At 54.0% G+C, this 17,319-nt stretch carries 14 protein-coding genes; 2 read left to right on the forward strand and 12 right to left on the reverse strand.

Features of this window, described 5'->3' with window-relative positions:
• Window positions 1-7 precede the first annotated feature (7 nt).
• The 4 genes from ACLU9Q_RS01005 to ACLU9Q_RS01020 are packed head-to-tail and all read right to left on the reverse strand — an operon-like array spanning window position 8 to window position 4,495.
• Window positions 8-844, reverse strand: a complete 837-nt coding sequence (locus ACLU9Q_RS01005) for a triose-phosphate isomerase family protein (RefSeq protein ID WP_296836820.1) — start codon at window positions 842-844, stop codon at window positions 8-10.
• Between the two features lie 8 nt (window positions 845-852).
• Complete coding sequence (locus tag ACLU9Q_RS01010) at window positions 853-2,016, reverse strand: 6-phosphofructokinase (protein ID WP_296836817.1); 1,164 nt, start codon at window positions 2,014-2,016, stop codon at window positions 853-855.
• 2 nt (window positions 2,017-2,018) lie between these two features.
• Window positions 2,019-3,176, reverse strand: a complete 1,158-nt coding sequence (locus ACLU9Q_RS01015; protein WP_296836814.1) for a class II fructose-bisphosphate aldolase — start codon at window positions 3,174-3,176, stop codon at window positions 2,019-2,021.
• A 56-nt stretch (window positions 3,177-3,232) separates the two neighbouring features.
• Complete coding sequence (locus ACLU9Q_RS01020) at window positions 3,233-4,495, reverse strand: glucose-6-phosphate isomerase (RefSeq protein ID WP_296908485.1); 1,263 nt, start codon at window positions 4,493-4,495, stop codon at window positions 3,233-3,235.
• Between the two features lie 247 nt (window positions 4,496-4,742).
• Here ACLU9Q_RS01020 and aspS point away from each other — a divergent pair, with 247 nt between their 5' ends.
• Window positions 4,743-6,506, forward strand: a complete 1,764-nt coding sequence (gene aspS / locus ACLU9Q_RS01025) for an aspartate--tRNA ligase (RefSeq protein WP_296841037.1) — start codon at window positions 4,743-4,745, stop codon at window positions 6,504-6,506.
• A gap of 19 nt (window positions 6,507-6,525) precedes the next feature.
• Here the strand turns inward: aspS and ACLU9Q_RS01030 are convergent, their stop codons facing one another.
• The 4 genes from ACLU9Q_RS01030 to ACLU9Q_RS01045 all read right to left on the reverse strand — a co-directional run bounded on the left by ACLU9Q_RS01030 (window position 6,526) and on the right by ACLU9Q_RS01045 (window position 9,269).
• Entirely contained in the window at window positions 6,526-7,236 is a 711-nt protein-coding gene (locus ACLU9Q_RS01030) for a hypothetical protein (RefSeq protein WP_296841040.1), read from the reverse strand.
• Between the two features lie 25 nt (window positions 7,237-7,261).
• Complete coding sequence (locus ACLU9Q_RS01035; protein ID WP_296841043.1) at window positions 7,262-7,708, reverse strand: DUF1934 domain-containing protein; 447 nt, start codon at window positions 7,706-7,708, stop codon at window positions 7,262-7,264.
• Window positions 7,709-8,557, reverse strand: a complete 849-nt coding sequence (gene murI, locus ACLU9Q_RS01040) for a glutamate racemase (RefSeq protein ID WP_412624557.1) — start codon at window positions 8,555-8,557, stop codon at window positions 7,709-7,711. It lies immediately after the preceding gene.
• Between the two features lie 67 nt (window positions 8,558-8,624).
• Window positions 8,625-9,269: a YigZ family protein gene (locus ACLU9Q_RS01045; protein ID WP_296908487.1), complete on the reverse strand. Its 645-nt coding sequence runs from the start codon at window positions 9,267-9,269 to the stop codon at window positions 8,625-8,627.
• Between the two features lie 223 nt (window positions 9,270-9,492).
• Between ACLU9Q_RS01045 and ACLU9Q_RS01050 the strand changes: the two genes are divergently transcribed.
• The gene (locus ACLU9Q_RS01050; protein ID WP_296838424.1) at window positions 9,493-12,297 is read left to right on the forward strand and encodes a transglycosylase domain-containing protein; all 2,805 of its coding nucleotides are present in this window, start codon (window positions 9,493-9,495) and stop codon (window positions 12,295-12,297) included.
• A gap of 48 nt (window positions 12,298-12,345) precedes the next feature.
• Here the strand turns inward: ACLU9Q_RS01050 and ACLU9Q_RS01055 are convergent, their stop codons facing one another.
• The 4 genes from ACLU9Q_RS01055 to galE form a co-directional block, all read right to left on the reverse strand.
• The gene (locus ACLU9Q_RS01055) at window positions 12,346-13,278 is read right to left on the reverse strand and encodes an ROK family glucokinase (RefSeq protein ID WP_296838430.1); all 933 of its coding nucleotides are present in this window, start codon (window positions 13,276-13,278) and stop codon (window positions 12,346-12,348) included.
• 54 nt (window positions 13,279-13,332) lie between these two features.
• On the reverse strand, window positions 13,333-14,268 hold the full coding sequence (gene hprK, locus ACLU9Q_RS01060; RefSeq protein ID WP_296838437.1) for an HPr(Ser) kinase/phosphatase: 936 nt from the start codon (window positions 14,266-14,268) through the stop codon (window positions 13,333-13,335).
• A gap of 158 nt (window positions 14,269-14,426) precedes the next feature.
• Window positions 14,427-16,265: an excinuclease ABC subunit UvrC gene (uvrC, locus tag ACLU9Q_RS01065; RefSeq protein ID WP_296838443.1), complete on the reverse strand. Its 1,839-nt coding sequence runs from the start codon at window positions 16,263-16,265 to the stop codon at window positions 14,427-14,429.
• A 36-nt stretch (window positions 16,266-16,301) separates the two neighbouring features.
• Window positions 16,302-17,318 (reverse strand): UDP-glucose 4-epimerase GalE, encoded by a 1,017-nt coding sequence (gene galE / locus ACLU9Q_RS01070; protein ID WP_296838452.1) that lies wholly within the window; start codon window positions 17,316-17,318, stop codon window positions 16,302-16,304.
• Window position 17,319: the final 1 nt, after the last annotated feature.

Consider the following 17,319-nt stretch of genomic DNA (forward strand, 5'->3'; position numbering starts at 1 on the left):
TCCATTTTTATCTTCCCAGGTAAAGACGGATAATCTCCAGATATTCCTCCGGATAGAATCCAATCTCTCCTGTAAAGCGCGTTAATGCGATCAGACCGCCGTCAATTTCCGGAACAGACGCCAGCATAGCGGCATTGTCCGCCTTCAGCCCGCCTCCGTAAACCACGTCCATGCCGCCCGTGCATTCCTTCACAAAACGGGCGATTTTCTGGATATATGGCTTATCCGCCGGAGTTTTGCCCGGTCCGATGCTCCATACCGGCTCGTATGCAATAACGACCCGGTTCTTATCAACCCCATCCAGACCTTCGGAAAGCTGTTTCCCGAGCACCTCTTCCCATTGCGGCTGCTCTTCGCCTGTCTCGCCAATGCAGTACAATACGGATAGACCTGCCTCCTGCGCACAGCGGATTTCCTGGTTCAGCAGGCGGTTCACAGCGCCTGCATCGGTCACGCCCGCTTCTGCAAGGATGCTCTTTTTGTCATTGCGCTCCTCACAATGTCCGATCAGGGCAGACGTGCAGCCCATCGCCTTTACAATGGACGCCGGACGGTTCGTGGTAAAAGCGCCAAAATTTCCGCCCACCGCAGTGTCTGCGCGGTATACCCCCTGGCTGCCAAGCTGCACGGGGCTGTTTTCGCTCAGCGCTCCCACAGCAGACAAAAGATGTGCCTCCGGCAGATACTGCACAAATTCCACTTCCTCCGGCGCGTATTTTTTCAGCGCCTCCTGGGTGCTCTCCACGATCGTCTGTCCCCACCTGGCCACCGGAGCCAGGCGGTTCACTCCGCCAAACTCTGTCGGGACGTCAAAGCGTTTCAGATTTAAATAAATATGCTTCATGATTTTTCTCACTTTCTCAGTAATGCGTACTGGTCAAACCCGCCGCCCATCAGCGGCATTGCATAGTCAAAGAAGTCATCCGAAATCTTGTTTCCATCCACGATCCACTCCAGCGGGAATTTCTTTTCCACATTTGCCACTTTGTCAAGCGGAGCGAGGAACAGCTCTGTTTTGTATTCCGGCGTGCGCTCTGCTTTAATTGCCACCATATAGCCGCTCTCGCCCTTTAATGCGGATTCCAGCGCATATTTTCCAACTGCATAAGCTTCCTCTCGGTCTGTCTCAGATACATAGGGAATGCTCGCGCGTCCCAGAAGTCCCGGCTTCTCCGCACGGGATTTCAGTCCCAGCTTTTGCATGATCATATCAGAAATATGCTGCGCGGTTCCTCCCGGCACGGTATGTCCGAACCCGTCCACGATACCGGTGTCCGCCAGCGGCTTTCCGTTCAGCCCGCAGATGCCCTCGCTCACTGTCACCAGAAGCCCTTTGCCCTTTGCATAAGCGTTCCTGATATCCTCCAGCATCTTCTCCTCATCCACCGGCACCTCCGGCAGATAGGTCAGTACCTCGCAGTCGGTAAGTCTTGCTGCCAGTGCACTTGCCGCCGTCACCCATCCGGCATTGCGTCCCATAAGCTCCAGCACTACTACATGAATCGGAAGCCCGGAAGCGTCCAGCGCCAGCTCGCAGGCACTCTGCGCGGCATATCTCGCTGCACTTCCAAAGCCCGGGCAATGATCCGTGATATCCAGATCGTTATCCATGGTTTTCGGGATCCCGATCACGCGGATATTAAGCCCCTCCTTCAGCGCAAGCTCGTTTACCTTATTGCAGGTATCCATGGAGTCATTTCCGCCGTTATAAAAAAAGCAGTCAATATCAAATTTTTTCAGGGTCTCCATCACGGTCGGATAGTCGTCCTCCGTCAGCTTTCTGCGGCAGGAGCCGATGGCTGACGCCGGCGTATCCTTAAGGCGCGCGATCACCTCCGCCGGAACCTCTGTAAGGTCGATCAGATCGCCCTTCAGGATCCCCTCCGCGCCGAAGCGCGCCGCATAAATTTTATCTACCTCGCCCGAAGCGCGCGCTGCTTCCACCACGCCCTGCAGAGAACAATTTATTACGGCTGTCGGACCGCCGCCATGTGCCACAAGTATGTTTTTTCCCATGCCTAAATTCCTTTCTTGCGATAGCGCTCTGCCATCTCATCCAAAGAAACCGTTTCGATGAGCGGAGCCTTGCCCACACTGTCAAATTCCACGATCAGCGTTCCAACCACCTCATGTACGCCCTTTTCGATGCATTCCACGATCAGGGCGACATCCTCATCCGGTACATTTCCGTACATTACCGTGTCCATGATCGGCGGGAAGAATACGCGCGGGTCAAAGGCCGACGGATTCTTGCACAGCAGCTCATAGATCTCGCCGATAGATGCGCTGTTCTGCAGGGACGGATTGTATTTAAACAGCTCGCGCAGGTTGCGGGTAACGGCAAGGCGAATATCCGTGTCTACGTTAATCTTGCGGATGCCAAGCTTCGATACCTCTTTCAGCTGTTCCTTTTTGATGCCGTATGCGTCATGGATATCGCCGCCGAGCGCATTGATCTCGCTGACAATATACTGCGGAACGGTGGAAGAGCCGTGGCTTACCAGCGTGCCCTCGATGCCCTCATGCATCATGCATTCCTTGGTCGCAATCGCAATTTCCTTGCGGATTACCGTGTCCTTGCCCTTATTTGCGCCGTGCTTTGTTCCGTAGCTGATCGCGAGTGCGTCCACTCCGGTATTCTTGAAGAATTTCACCGCGTCCATCGGATTTGTATAGGTGGACGTCGCTGCAAATACATGATCCTCCACGCCTGCCAGCACGCCAAGCTCACCTTCTACCGTGACACCGCGCTCATGGGCATATTTTACAACCTCGCGGGTAAGCTCCATGTTTTCCTCAAACGGAAGGGAAGATCCGTCGATCATAACAGACGTATAGCCGCCCTCGATCGCTGCCACGCAGGATTCCATCGTCTTGCCATGGTCGAGATGAAGCGCTACCGGGATCGGGCTGTTTTCCGCATATTTTTTTACAGCGTTTGCAATGTTCTGTGCACCGATCTTCTTGTCCTCCAGGGTTCCGTTTGCGAAATCAGTACGTCCTCCCATAAAGGCATTTGCCAGATCTGCTCCCTGCAGGATCGCGGCACTGCGGAACATCTCGTGCACCTCGATCACTGCTTTCGCCTGGCAGACTGCATTTACGTTAAATGCTCCCTGGGCGTAATTGTACTTTTCTGTTGCATCTAAAATTGCTCTCATTGGTACTAAAGGCATTCTTTTCTACCTCCTACATATTTTTTCTATCACGCACAGCGTGGAATAGACATTCATTATTTTCCAAGGGTCCGGAACATGTTTTTCTTATAATCCTCAACGCCGGGCTGATCAAACGGATTGACGCCCAGAATGCGCGCTGAGAGATAGCAGGTAAATTCAAAAAAATAAAACAGCATTCCAAAGCTTCTCTCATCAATCGCCGGCACGCTGAGACGCAGGCACGGATATTTCTGTGAATGCGCTTCGATCGTCGCCTCACAGGCCGCCTGATTGATCTCGTTGAAATCTCTGCCATTTAAATAGTCAAAACGGTCGTCGACATCATCCTTCCGCAAAATATAGGCGGCGCCGGTATCGCGTACCTCCAGAAACAGCTCGTAAATAATCGGGCTGCCGTCCTGAAGGAATTGTCCGATGGAATGCAGATCCTCAGAAAAATTTCCAAACAGCGGATACAGGCCCTTGTTATCCTTTCCCTCACTCTCGCCGAACAGCTGCATCCACCACTTTGCAAACCGGAAAAAACGCGGTTCAAAGAAGGAAAGCATTTCCATCCGATAGCCCTTCCGGTACAGCAGGTTGCGGATCGCCGCATAGCGAAGCGCGACATTTTCTGTGGCGTCCTCTGTTTTCAGACGTTTTTCCATATCTGCTGCCCCAGCCGCCATCGCCTGGATATTCATACCCGCCACTGCCATCGGGAACAGGCCGATCGGTGACAGCGCCGTAAATCTTCCGCCGATATCCTCCGGAAACGGCAGGAACGTAAAACCGTGCTCCCGGCTAAGCTCTTCCAGATGACTTCCCTGTGTTCCCGTACAGATGACGCGCTGCGCATATGATTCCCCGTACTGCCCGCGCAGCCAGACACGCAGGGCACGGAAACCGATCCCCGGCTCCAGCGTTTCAAAATTCTTGGCAATGACATTGATGTACACGCTTTTGCCATCCAGCTCCTTCAGCACCTTGCTGATGCTGTAGGCTGAAATGGTATTTCCCGCCCAGATGATATGTACATTGCTCTTTTCCTCAATTGCGTCGATTACGGCCCGCGCAGCCTGATTCGAGCCGCCGATACCGATCACTACCAGCACATCCGCCTTCTGCCGTACCTCCTGCGCCAGCTCCTGGTAGCGGTTCAGCCATTCCTGTCCTGCCCACTCCGATACCCGAAGCCAGCCCAGACTGTTTTTGTACTGCGCTTCCCCTTCTTTTACCTTTTCCAGCAGATCTGCATTTTCTTCCATCATAGAAGTAATCTCTCTCTCCTGCAGACAGCCCGTCGGATCTGCCAGACAAAGCTGTAATTCTTCCATTCTTCACACCTCAAAGCTAAAACTTTTTCTTTACATTTGCAAATGCTTATTTAATTATTTAAATTAATTAATTTATTAGTATCATACCCTATGATCACAAACTTGGCAAGACGGAATATTAGACAAAATTTGATGACTATTTTTAGTAATAAGTACCAGTCAAACATTGACTTCCTTCCCGCCAGATAGTATAATGAACAGCGAAATTTAGCGTGAAAATACATGCTGGAAAAGGATGGATGAAATTATGCAGGGAAGAACACATACCTGCGGCGCTCTTCGTATCAGCGACGTGGGCGCACAGGTAAAAATTGTCGGCTGGTTTGACAATCTCAGAAAAGTAAGCAAAAACCTGGGATTTTTGATTTTGAGAGACTATTACGGCGTGACGCAGGTCGTTATCGAAACAGAAGAAATGATGAATGTGATCGACGGGATCAACTATGAATCCACGATTTCCGTCAGCGGTACGGTGCGCGAGCGCTCCAGCAAAAACGCAGCGCTTCCGACCGGAGAGATCGAGGTGGTTCCGGAGAAGATCGAGCTGCTCGGCAAATGCCGCTACAACGAGCTGCCGTTCCAGATCGCCCGCTCAAAAGAAGCGGATGAGAACACCCGTCTGAAATACCGCTACCTGGATCTGCGCAATCCGGCAGTGAAGGATAAGATTACATTAAGAAGCAAAGTCGTGGCGGATCTGCGCACAAGCATGATCGCACACGATTTCCTGGAGATCACCACCCCGATCCTCACCTGCTCCTCCCCCGAGGGCGCGCGCGATTATCTGGTGCCGTCCAGAAATCATCCGGGCAAATTCTATGCGCTGCCGCAGGCTCCGCAGCAGTTCAAGCAGCTTCTGATGGCGTCCGGCTTCGACCGCTACTTCCAGATCGCGCCGTGCTTCCGCGACGAGGATGCGCGCGCAGACCGCTCCCCGGGCGAGTTTTATCAGCTCGATATGGAGATGGCTTTCGCCGACCAGGAGGACGTTTTTGCAGTCCTGGAGGATGTGCTTCCGCCGATCTTCGCAAAATACGGCGTTTATCACACCGCCTCCGCTGCTCCGTTCAGACGCATCTCCTATCTCGATGCGATGGAGCAGTACGGCACGGACAAGCCCGACCTGCGGATTGATCTGCTGGTGCAGGATGCGACCGCATGCATGGCGGACTGCGGCTTCGGACCGTTCGAAGGACAGACAGTAAAAGCTGTCGTCGTTTCCGGCTTTGAAGGAACAAGAAAGGTAATCGACAAGCTGTGCGCGGACGTTGAGGTGCAGAGCGGGAATAAAGCTTACTGGTTCCGTGTGGATGCTAACGGCGACTTTGTCGGCGGCATCTCCAAATTCCTGCAGGAACGCAAAGCAGAGGTGGTCGAAGCTCTCGGCTTAAAGCCGGGCGACTTTATCGGTCTTTCCGCCGGCAAAAAGGGCGCGGCGCAGAAAACCGCCGGCGTGCTCCGCAAAATGCTGGGCGCAGCGTGCCCTTCCCATATGAAAACAGACTGCTACGAATTCTGCTGGATCGTTGACTTCCCGATGTATGAGATCGGCGAGGAATCCGGCGAACTGGAATTCTGCCACAACCCGTTCTCTATGCCGCAGGGCGGTATGAAAGCGCTTGAAGAGCAGGACCCGCTGGAAATTCTTGCTTACCAGTACGACCTCGTGTGCAACGGCGTGGAGCTCTCCTCCGGCGCTGTCCGCAACCACGATCCGGAGATCATGGTAAAAGCGTTCAATCTCGTCGGACTTGGCGAGGACGCCGTAAAAGCGAAATTCCCGGCGATGTACAACGCATTCTGCTACGGCGCTCCGCCTCATGCAGGTATTGCACCGGGCGTGGACCGTATGGTCATGCTGATCGCCGGTGAGGAAAGTATCCGCGAGATCATTCCGTTCCCGATGAACAAAAACGCGCAGGATATCATGATGGGCGCTCCGGCAGCCGTAGAGCCGAAGCAGCTTGAAGACGTGCATATCCGCATTGAAATGCCGAAAAAAGAGGATTAAAAAGCGAAGGCTGCCGCATCTAAAAGCTAGATGCAGCAGCCTCTTCTATAATCACCAGCGAACCGTTTCTTCCGCTGATAGAAACCGTATATCTGTGTTCCGTTCCGTCCTCTGCCGTGCAGGTAAGCCCATAAGCAGTCATATCTCCGGGGAATGACACTTCCGCGACAAAGATTTCTCCTTCTTCCAGCGCATTGATCACGCACAGCGCTTCCCCGTCCTCATAATCTTCCCCAGGCACAAGGAAAAGAAAGCTTATATCTGTCAGCGGCTCATTTGCCTGGAACGCAATTCTTTCAGGATACCAGGAATCACCTTCGCTATACTCCAGAAACTCTTCATTTTCCGGAAGCGTATCCCCCGCGAAATAAATAGCGACCGGTCCCGGATCGTTCTCTGCAGCGCGCGCTCTCTCCAGATCTACCCAGCCCGCGCCGGATTTCAGCCTGCCCCAGAGATTTCCCTCTCCATCCATTTCCTCTTCCACGATCGTGTAAAGTGTGGAGCGCTCAATGTTTCTCACATAATTGTTATCATAACCCGGTCCGTCAAAAATCGGAATGGAAACGTCAAGCTGCTGAAGATAAGATGTTTCCCTCACTGCGGCGTAATCCGATATGATTCCGACAGATTCTCCGGAAAATGCGCCGTCCTCCTCCGCGAAGCAAATACCGGATGGCGCCATCATGCACAGCGCAGCAGACAACAGAACAAATCTTTTTCTTTTCATAACTGCCCTCCTTTGGATCATCATTCTAACTCAGCCGGAAGTCTCCGCCGTCTTTGGACTGAACGCTCATATTGATGGTGCAGTCCGCCAGATGCTCATAGTTGATATCCAGCGCATAGTTCACCGTCACGGCAATATTTTTTTCATCATTCTTCACGTCGATGTTTGTCGCCGCGATCCCCACCATCAGATTGCCGAAAGGCGTCTCGTAACACGTAACATTTTTCTTGTCCTTTTCAAAGACCATATGGACATTTGTCAGTCCGCGCTTCGTCACTTCCATGCCGTCCGCGTCAAGCTTTATGAGATTCTGAATGGTGCCCTCCATTCCTTCCATGACTTCCTCATAACTGATATAATGCTTTCCGTTTTTGTGCAGGTATTTTCCGCTTGTAACAACCTCCACCTCGTCCCCGTCGTCCATCGCAAGCACCTGCATTCCTTTAATGCTCACCAAAACTTCTTCTGTCATTTAGTACTCCTCGATATTAATTTTCTGTACGTTCTCAATATTTACCGGCAGGATCGAATTTGCAAAGCTGATAAAGCTCTCCGGCGCATCGCTCACGTAGAAACGATGTGGATTTTTCTCCATATCCAGCGGCTCCGTGTTCTGCAGATCCTCCCGGATCAGCAGCTCGCGCAGGCTGCACGCCGTCTCGTATGCCGGATTCACCAGCGTGACGCCGTCGCCCATGATCTCGCCGATCATGGAGCGCAAAAGCGGATAATGCGTGCATCCAAGGATCAGCGTGTCGATATCCTGCTCCTTCAGCGCGGCGAGATAGCGCCTCGCCATTTCCTCCGTCACCGGGTCCTTCATCATGCTCTCCTCCACCAGCGGCACAAACAGCGGGCACGCTTTTCCGATCACCTCCGCGTCCGGCCTGATCTGGCGGATAAATTCCGTATACAGACCGCTTGCGATCGTTCCCTTCGTGCCGATCACGCCGATGCGGTTATTTTTCGTCGCCGCGCACGCCACCTTCGCTCCCGGCTTCACCACGCCGATGATCGGGACAGACAGCTCGTGACGGATCTCCTCCAGCGCAAACGCGCTCGCAGTATTGCACGCCACCACGATTGCCTTTACCTCCTGCGACAGCAGAAAACGCACGATCTGCCTGGAATAGCGCAGGATCGTCTCTTTTGATTTACTTCCATAAGGCACGCGCGCGGTATCCCCGAAATATACGATCCGTTCTTCCGGGATATTGCGCATCACCTCTCGCGTAACTGTCAGACCGCCTACGCCGGAATCAAAGATACCGATCGGTCTTTCCTTTTCTCTGGCTCCCATATATGCTCCCCTTGTTTTCATTCAGCCGGCATCCGCCGCTGCTCTTTCGTACATTATAGCTCTATCCGTAAAAAATGACAAGCGGCTTCTAAAATATGACGGGTTCTTTCCCGACAAACGCAAAAAAGATATTCTTTTCCTCCTCACAGGCCGCTTTTCCATTCGTCGCTTCCGTAATTGCCTCCAGCAGCTTTGCCACGTCATTCTCCTGCACAAGGACCGAGGTTTTCACCACCTCGCTGTACTCGGAACCGACGATCGGAATGCCGCGCTGCCCCAGGAGATACTGCAGCTTTCCAATGCCATTATAGTCTGTCTCGATCGTCAGACGGCTGCCCTTTACTTTCTCGATCACCTCGCTGGCTGCAAGCCCCGCCTGCACCGCTTTGGAATATGCGCGCACCAGACCGCCGGTACCAAGAAGCGTGCCGCCGAAATAGCGCGTCACCACCACCGCCGCATCATGGATATCCGCGCCAAGCAGCACATCCAGCATCGGTCTGCCCGCCGTTCCCTGCGGCTCCCCATCATCGCTGCAGCGCTGCAGCTCCTGGTGCTCCCCGACCACAAAAGCCGAGCAGTTGTGCGTGGCATTCCAGTATTTTTTCTTTAAACCGTTGATAAACCCCAGTGCCTCCTCCTCCGAATGCACCGGCTGTACCGTCGCAATAAAGCGGGATTTCTTTTCCACGATCTCTCCCTCGCCGCCTCTGTAAACAATATTATACGCCATATTTCTCTCCTTGTGGTTTTATCGCGCGCCGTATTCGCGCCTCATGATTTATTAGTATAGCATTTATTTTTGATTTCTGCTATACTATGGATAACTGTTTGTAAAAACAGGTAAACTAATTGTAACATTGTCTTTACCGTTACTGTTCACGCCAGCCTCAACCACTTGCTGTGAACGGAGTGGACAGTAACTCTTTACCCAAATTCAGAAAGGAATGCTGCACATGAAATATGGCAGACACGATATCGAAAAAAAACAGCGGAATATGACAGCGGAAAAGGTAGAACAGAAGGCTGGGATGACGCTCCTTCGCCTGCTTCTCGTTGCACTGTTCGCACTGGTGATCGCCGGTGTATGCGCGGGCTACGGCATGATGCAGGGGCTTTTAAAGAGCGCGCCGGATATCTCCGCATTAAGCACTGCTCCCGCAGAGATGGCAACCTACATTTACAACGCCGAAGGAGAGCAGGTGCAGAAGCTGACAGCCCCCACCTCGAACCGCACGCCCGTTTCCATCGACCAGGTGCCGGAGCATCTGCAAAACGCCGTCGTCGCCGTGGAGGACGAACGCTTTTACGAGCACAACGGCATAGATATCCGCGGCATCCTGCGCGCTTTTGTGGTGGGCATCACCGGCGGCAGCTTCTCGGAGGGCGCCAGCACCATCACGCAGCAGCTTCTGAAAAACAGCGTGTTCCCGGACTGGGTAAACGAGTCCTCTCTGGCGGAGAGCTTTAAGCGCAAATTCCAGGAGCAGTATCTGGCGCTGGAGCTGGAAAAAAATCTGGAGCAGACCATGACAAAGGACGAGGCGAAAAAGAAGATCCTCGAAGATTACTTAAATACCATCAACCTCGGCGCGGGCGCCTACGGCGTGCAGGCTGCCGCCCATCGCTATTTTAATAAGGATGTCTCGGAGCTGACGCTCTCGGAATCCACCGTGATCGCCGGCATCACGCAGAATCCGACCGGCTACAATCCGATCGTCTACCCGGAGGCAAATGCCGCCCGGCGCAAAAAAATACTGAACGCGATGCTGGAGCAGGGCTATATCACGCAGGCGGAGTACGACGAAGCGCTCGCCGACGATGTTTATTCGCGCATCCAGGAGACGGACGTACAGACCGGCACGACCACGATCTATTCCTACTACACCGACGCGCTCATCGAGCAGGTGCTTGAGGATCTGGAAAAAGACGCCGGTTACACGGCGAGCCAGGCATACACGGCGCTCTATTCCGGCGGTCTGCGGATCTTCAGCGTACAGGATGAAGCGATCCAGCAGATCTGCGACGAAGAATTTGCAAACGCAGCCAATTATCCGGTAGAAACGCTGATCGGGCTTGATTACGCCCTCAGCATCCAGAAAGCGGATGGCAGTACGATCCATTACGGCAGCTCCGATGTGCAGGATTATTTTGAGGCACAGGACGCTTCCTTTAATATGATGTTTTACGATGAGGACGCTGCCCGCTCCTACGCGGCGCAGTTTAAAGAGGCGATGACCGCAGAGGGAGACACCGTGCTCGGCGAGCGCATTTCCCTCGTTCCGCAGCCGCAGGCGTCTGTGGTGGTCATCGACCAGTCGACCGGCTACGTGAAGGCGATCGTCGGCGGCAGGGGCGAGAAGGAAGCAAGCCTTACCTTAAACCGCGCTACGTCGACAAGAAGACAGCCCGGCTCTACGTTTAAACCGCTCGCCGCCTACGCTCCGGCAATCGACCATAACGGCAAAACGCTCGCCACTGTTTACGACAACGCGCCCTACACGTATTCTTCCGGTACGGAACTGAAAAACTGGGACAGCGACTACGGGTACAGCGGTCTGGAAACCATTCACTTTGCACTTGTGAAATCCGTGAATGTCGTCGCCGTCAAATGTCTGACAGAGATCACGCCGCAGGTGGGTATCGATTATCTGGAGCGCTTTGGCATCACGACGCTCTACAACAACGACCTGGACGAGAACGGCAACCTGCTCTCCGATGCCTACCAGCCGCTGGCGCTCGGCGGCATCACGGACGGCGTGGTAAATCTGGAGCTGACCGGCGCCTACGCCGCGCTGGCAAACGGCGGCAACTACATTAAACCGAAATTTTACTCCCGCATCGAGGACAGCCAGGGCAATGTCATTCTGGATAACACCAGCGAGGAAACACGCGTGGTAAAGGATACCACGGCATTCCTTATCACAAAAGCGATGGAGGACGTAATTAAGAGTCCGGAGGGCACTGCAAACGGCAGTATCAGCCTGGGCGACATGCCGGTAGCCGGAAAGACCGGTACCACCGACAATTCAAAGGACATCTGGTTTGAAGGCTACACCCCTTACTACACCTGCGGCGTGTGGGGCGGCTACGACAACAACGACGCCCTGCCCGATTATGACAGCAGCTTCAGCCGCTATGCAAAGACGCTCTGGAACGCGATCATGAGCCGCATTCACGCGGAACTTCCGGTCGTATCTTTCGCGCAGCCGGAAAATATCACCACGGCGACCGTCTGCAAAAAATCCGGCAAGCTGGCAGTAGACGGTCTGTGTACCGCAGACCAGCGGGGAAGCCAGGTCTACACGGAATATTTCACGACCGACACCGTCCCGACGCAAACCTGCGACGTCCACGTAGCAGTCGCTGTGTGCACGGAAACCGGTCTGAAAGCCTCCGGAACATGTCCGTCCACGACGCGTGTTTTCGTGCAGCGTCCGGCAGGCAGCGAAGGCACCACGGATGATTCCAATTATGCACCGCCCACACAGCAGTGCCCGGGCCATACGGCTGCCGTGGAAATTCTCACGGAGAAGGAATCCGAAACGGAAACAGAAAAGAAGGATAACACCGGCGACAATCCGACCGGTGAGCCAGACGGCAACACAGACGGCGTGATCCAGATCGGCGGGGATAACGGCTCTGCCGGTTCCGGAACCGCTGATAGCAACGCCTCCCAGACTGAAGCCGGCGGCGGTACCTCCTTTGAGGATATCCCTGCTGACCAGTATTACGACGATGGAGTGATCACCTTTTACTAGAAAAGAGGCGCCTTCCGCATGGAAAGCGCCTCAGATTTTTGATTTCCTTTACAGCACCAGCTTCGCCGCTCCGTAGATCCCGGCGTCGTTGCCGAGTTCTGCGAGCGCAAACGGTGTTTCCTTGCATGCGATGAACGCATACTGTTTATAGTATTTCTGGATGAATTCAAGAAGGATCGGACCTGCCTTGGAGACACCGCCGCCGATTACGAAGATATCGGGGTCGGTGACGCCCGCCACATTTGCGAGCGCAGTGCCAAGATACTTTCCAAACTCCTCAGCAATCTCAATCGCAACTGCGTCTCCCTCTTTTACCGCGTCAAATACGGATTTTGCAGAGATATTTTTTTTACGCAGCACGGACGGCGTTTCGTCCTTCGCCAGACGGCGCTTTGCCAGGAAGGTAATGCCGGTCGCCGATGCCACCTGCTCCAGACAGCCGCAGTTTCCGCAGTTGCACTTTGCCGTGAGCGAATCGGTAACGTGGATGTGCCCGATCTCGCCGCCCGCCCCATGCGTGCCGGTGATGATCTGTCCGTTGTTAATGATACCGCCGCCGACGCCGGTACCAAGCGTTACCAGAACGACATTGTGGTAGCCTGCGCCGCCGCCCTTCCACATCTCACCGAGCGCGGCAACGTTCGCGTCATTTCCGGCCTTGACCGTCAGCCCGGTAAGGCGCTCCATCTGATTGACCAGATGCACATAACCCCAGTGCAGATTTACCGCAGCCGGAACCTCCCCCTCCTCGTTGACCGGTCCCGGAACGCCAAGCCCGACGCCGGCGATCTCATCGCGGTCGAGGTCCTTTTCGCGGATCTTATCGGCGATGGTATCCGCCACATCCGGCAGGATATTGCAGCCGTTGTTCTCCGTCCGCGTCTTGATCTCCCACTTGTCCAGCACGGTTCCCTTCACATCAAACAGGCCGCACTTTACGGTAGTTCCGCCTACATCAATTCCAAAACAATACTTCTTCATTTCCCCATCCTCCATTTTTCGGGCAAAGTCCTCGCCCTTTCTCTTTCCTTATATTTACTGCTCGCGCTTTCTGGTCAGATTCTGCTGCACACGGTTGTACAGCTCCTGCGCCGCATTGTAGCCCATCTTCTTCTGACGGTGGTTGACTGCCGCAGCCTCCAAAATGATCGCCAGGTTTCTGCCGGGGCGTATCGGAAGCGAATGGCAGACCACACGGTTCCCGAGAAACTCAATGTACTCCTCCTCCAGACCGAGGCGGTCGTATTCCTTATCCTTGTCCCATTCCTCCAGCTTAATGACGATATCGATGGTCTGCGTATTCTTCACCGCCTCCACGCCGTACAGCGTCTTGACATTGATGATTCCGATACCGCGCACTTCAATGAAATGGCGCGTGATATCCGGCGCGCTCCCCACCAGGCTGACGTCGCTCACCTTGCGGATCTCCACTACATCGTCGGAAATCAGACGGTGTCCGCGGCGGATCAGCTCCAGCGCCGCCTCGCTTTTTCCGATGCCGCTCTCGCCCATGATCAGAACGCCCTCGCCGTATACGTCCACCAGCACACCGTGGATGGAAATGCACGGTGCAAGCTCCACATTCAGCCACCGCTGCAGCTCCGCCGAAAATGCCGACGTCTCCTTATCCGTAATGAAAACCGGCACGCCGTACTGGATCGCAAACTGCAAAAGCTCCTCCTCCGGCTTTGTCCTTGTCGTATAAATGATGCACGGGCTCTTATAAGAAACAAACCGCTCGTATACGGGCAGCTTTTCCTCCTTTGGGAGCCCCATCAGATAGGTATATTCCACATATCCGATGATCTGCACACGCTCCGAGGTGAAATGCTCAAAATAACCTGCCAGCTGCAGCGCAGCGCGGTTGATATCCGGCACGGTAATGCGGATCTGGCTCAGATCGACCTCCGGCGTCACATTCTTCAGATTCATTTTTTCTACCATTTTCGTCAGTGCCACACTGCTTGCCATGTTCCTTCTCCTTATCTGAATACTTTCCTGTCCGGGTTCCAAAGCAGAAACCCTATTATAAAAAAGTATAGCACACAAAGCGCCAAACTGCAACGCCGGAAATGTTAATTGCACAAAACCGCCTCCTCCCGGGCTGCAAAATCCGGCATTTTCCCGATTTAATGGAAGTAATCGTACACCCTCTGCGCCGCCTGCCGGTTCATGGTTTCCGTAGAGGCAAGCTCCTCCACCGAGGCGTCACGAATCGCCTCCAGGGATTTGAAGCGGCGCAGCAGCGCCTTGCGTCTCGTCTCGCCAATGCCCGCGATATCGTCCAGCACAGAGTGTACCTGCTGCTTGCCGCGCAGAGAACGGTGATATTCGATCGCGAAGCGGTGCGCCTCGTCCTGGATACGCGTGATCAGCTTGAAGCCCTCGGAGCTGCGGTCGATGGGGATTTCCTCGTTCTGATAGTACAGCCCGCGGGTGCGGTGATTATCGTCCTTCACCATGCCGCAGACCGGGATATCCAGATGCAGCTCTTCCAGCACGCGCAGAGCCACGTTTACCTGCCCCTTGCCGCCGTCCATCATGATCAGATCCGGGAAACGGCTGAAGCTTCCAAACTCCGCGTTTTCCTCACGCTCTGCCAGGCCGTGTGCGAACCTTCGTTCCAGCACTTCCTCCATGCTGGCGTAGTCGTCCGGCCCCTTCACGGTCCTGATCTTGAATTTGCGGTAGTCGCTCGTCTTCGGCTTGCCCTTTTCATAGACGATCATGGAGCCGACTGACTCAAAACCGCTGATGTTGGAGATATCGAACGCCTCGACACGCACCACATTCTCCAGACCTAAGAGAGAAGCGATCTCCTTCATTGCACCGATGGTCCTGCCCTCCTCGCGCCTGATCTTCTCGCTGTCCTGCGTGAGTACCATGCGGGCGTTCTGCGCCGCCAGCTCGACCAGCTTTTCCTTCGTGCCCTTCTTCGGCACCCGCAGATATACTCTGCCGCCGCGCCGCTTTGAGAGCCACTCCTCAATGACCTCCTTATCCTCGATTTCCTCCTGCAGCATGATCTCGCGTGGGATAAAAGGGGTGCCGGAATAAAACTGCTTCAGAAAGCTGTCCAGGATCACGCCCGGCGTGTCGTGCGGCGCCACGCGCAGATAAAAATGGTCGCGTCCGATCAGACGTCCGGCGCGCACAAAAAATACCTGAACCACCGCGTCGCGGTCGTCCGCTGCAAGCGCGATCACATCCTTGTCCTCGCCGTCTCCGGAGGTGATCTTCTGCTTCTGCGCGATCTGCTTCACGCTCGCCAGGAGTTCCCGCTGTTCGATCGCAGCCTCAAAATCCAGCCGCTCCGCCGCCTCGTTCATACGCTCCTCCAGCATTTTCAGCACCGGCTTATAATTCCCGTTCAGAAACTCCACCGCCTGCGCCACGCGCTTTGCGTACTCCTCACGGCTCTCATAGCCCTGGCAGGGCGCCTGACACTGTTTAATATGATAATTCAGGCAGGGACGCTCTTTTCCGATATCCCGCGGCAAAACGCGATTGCAGGTACGCAGCTTATAAAGCTTATTGATCAGCTCGATGGTATCCTTGACGGCGCCCGCGCTGGTGTACGGTCCGAAGTAGCGCGACTTGTCTTTTTTCATGGTACGCGAAAAAAGCACCCGCGGAAACGGCTCGCTCACCGTCACCTTAATAAACGGATACGTCTTATCGTCTTTCAGCATGGTGTTGTATTTCGGACGGTGCTCCTTGATCAGATTGCACTCCAGCACCAGCGCCTCCAGCTCGGAATCGGTGACGATGTACTCGAAGCGGCTGATCTTCGTCACCATCTGCTCGATTTTTGCGCCCTTATTGCGGCTGCTCTGAAAATACTGGCGCACCCGGTTTTTCAGACTGATCGCCTTGCCGACGTAGATGATCGCATCCTTTTCGTCGTGCATAATATAAACTCCCGGCTTTGCCGGGAGTTTTTTTAATTCCTCTTGGATATCAAACATGACTGCTCCTTGTTTCGAAGTATACAAAAAGGCAGCTTAATCGGCGTAACCGTTCGGATTGCTGCTCTGCCATCTCCAGCTATCTGCACACATTTCTTCGATTCCTTTTTCCGCTACCCATCCAAGTTCATTCTTCGCCTTTGTCGGATCTGCGTAGCAGGTCGCAATATCGCCCGGGCGACGCGGCTTGATCACATACGGAAGCTCTTTTCCGCATGCCTTCTCAAATGCGTGCAGTACATCCAGCACACTGTAGCCCTTTCCGGTGCCCAGGTTATAGATGCTCACGCCTTCCTTTTTCTTAAGCTTCTCGATCGCCTTTACATGTCCCTTTGCCAGATCCACTACATGAATGTAGTCGCGCACGCCGGTACCATCCGGCGTATCATAGTCGTTTCCAAATACGCCGAGTGCCTGCAGCTTGCCCACTGCCACCTGTGCGATGTACGGCACCAGATTGTTCGGGATACCCTTCGGATCCTCGCCGATCAGTCCGCTCTCATGCGCACCGATGGGGTTGAAGTAGCGCAGAAGCACCACATTCCACTCCGGATCCGCCACATTGAGGTCGGTGAGCACCTGCTCCAGCATCCCCTTGGTCTGTCCATACGGATTGGTAATTTTGCCCTTCGGGCATTCCTCTGTGATCGGCACGAACGCCGGATCACCGTAAACGGTAGCGGAGGAGCTGAACACGATGTTCTTCACGCCATGATTTCTCATAACATCGCAGAGGTTGAAGGTACCCGTCATATTGTTATGGTAGTATTCCAGCGGCTTCGCAACCGATTCACCCACCGCCTTTAAACCTGCAAAATGAATAACCGATTCGATATCCTCTTTGTCAAATACTTCCGCCAGAGCTTCCTTGTCCAGCAGGTCCACCTTATAAAATTTCACTTTTTTCCCGGTAATCTGCTCAACGCGCTCCAGCGCTTTTTCGCTGGCGTTATAAAGATTATCTACTACAACAACCTCATAGCCCTCGTTCAGCAGTTCTACACATGTGTGGCTCCCGATATAACCGGCTCCGCCTGTTACTAAAATAGCCATT

The organism is Marvinbryantia sp., from assembly GCF_047017445.1.
Lineage (GTDB): Bacteria > Bacillota > Clostridia > Lachnospirales > Lachnospiraceae > Marvinbryantia.

Excerpts from the sequence above, each read along its gene's own strand:
- ACLU9Q_RS01050 (WP_296838424.1), top strand. The coding sequence starts at position 9,493 with ATGAAATATGGCAGACACGATATCGAAAAAAAACAGCGGAATATGACA.
- ACLU9Q_RS01035 (WP_296841043.1), bottom strand. The coding sequence starts at position 7,708 with ATGACAGAAGAAGTTTTGGTGAGCATTAAAGGAATGCAGGTGCTTGCG.
- ACLU9Q_RS01030 (WP_296841040.1), bottom strand. The coding sequence starts at position 7,236 with ATGAAAAGAAAAAGATTTGTTCTGTTGTCTGCTGCGCTGTGCATGATG.
- galE (WP_296838452.1), bottom strand. The coding sequence starts at position 17,318 with ATGGCTATTTTAGTAACAGGCGGAGCCGGTTATATCGGGAGCCACACA.
- aspS (WP_296841037.1), top strand. The coding sequence starts at position 4,743 with ATGCAGGGAAGAACACATACCTGCGGCGCTCTTCGTATCAGCGACGTG.
- ACLU9Q_RS01020 (WP_296908485.1), bottom strand. The coding sequence starts at position 4,495 with ATGGAAGAATTACAGCTTTGTCTGGCAGATCCGACGGGCTGTCTGCAG.
- hprK (WP_296838437.1), bottom strand. The coding sequence starts at position 14,268 with ATGGCAAGCAGTGTGGCACTGACGAAAATGGTAGAAAAAATGAATCTG.
- ACLU9Q_RS01055 (WP_296838430.1), bottom strand. The coding sequence starts at position 13,278 with ATGAAGAAGTATTGTTTTGGAATTGATGTAGGCGGAACTACCGTAAAG.
- uvrC (WP_296838443.1), bottom strand. The coding sequence starts at position 16,265 with ATGTTTGATATCCAAGAGGAATTAAAAAAACTCCCGGCAAAGCCGGGA.
- ACLU9Q_RS01015 (WP_296836814.1), bottom strand. The coding sequence starts at position 3,176 with ATGCCTTTAGTACCAATGAGAGCAATTTTAGATGCAACAGAAAAGTAC.
- ACLU9Q_RS01005 (WP_296836820.1), bottom strand. The coding sequence starts at position 844 with ATGAAGCATATTTATTTAAATCTGAAACGCTTTGACGTCCCGACAGAG.
- murI (WP_412624557.1), bottom strand. The coding sequence starts at position 8,557 with ATGAAAACAAGGGGAGCATATATGGGAGCCAGAGAAAAGGAAAGACCG.
- ACLU9Q_RS01010 (WP_296836817.1), bottom strand. The coding sequence starts at position 2,016 with ATGGGAAAAAACATACTTGTGGCACATGGCGGCGGTCCGACAGCCGTA.
- ACLU9Q_RS01045 (WP_296908487.1), bottom strand. The coding sequence starts at position 9,269 with ATGGCGTATAATATTGTTTACAGAGGCGGCGAGGGAGAGATCGTGGAA.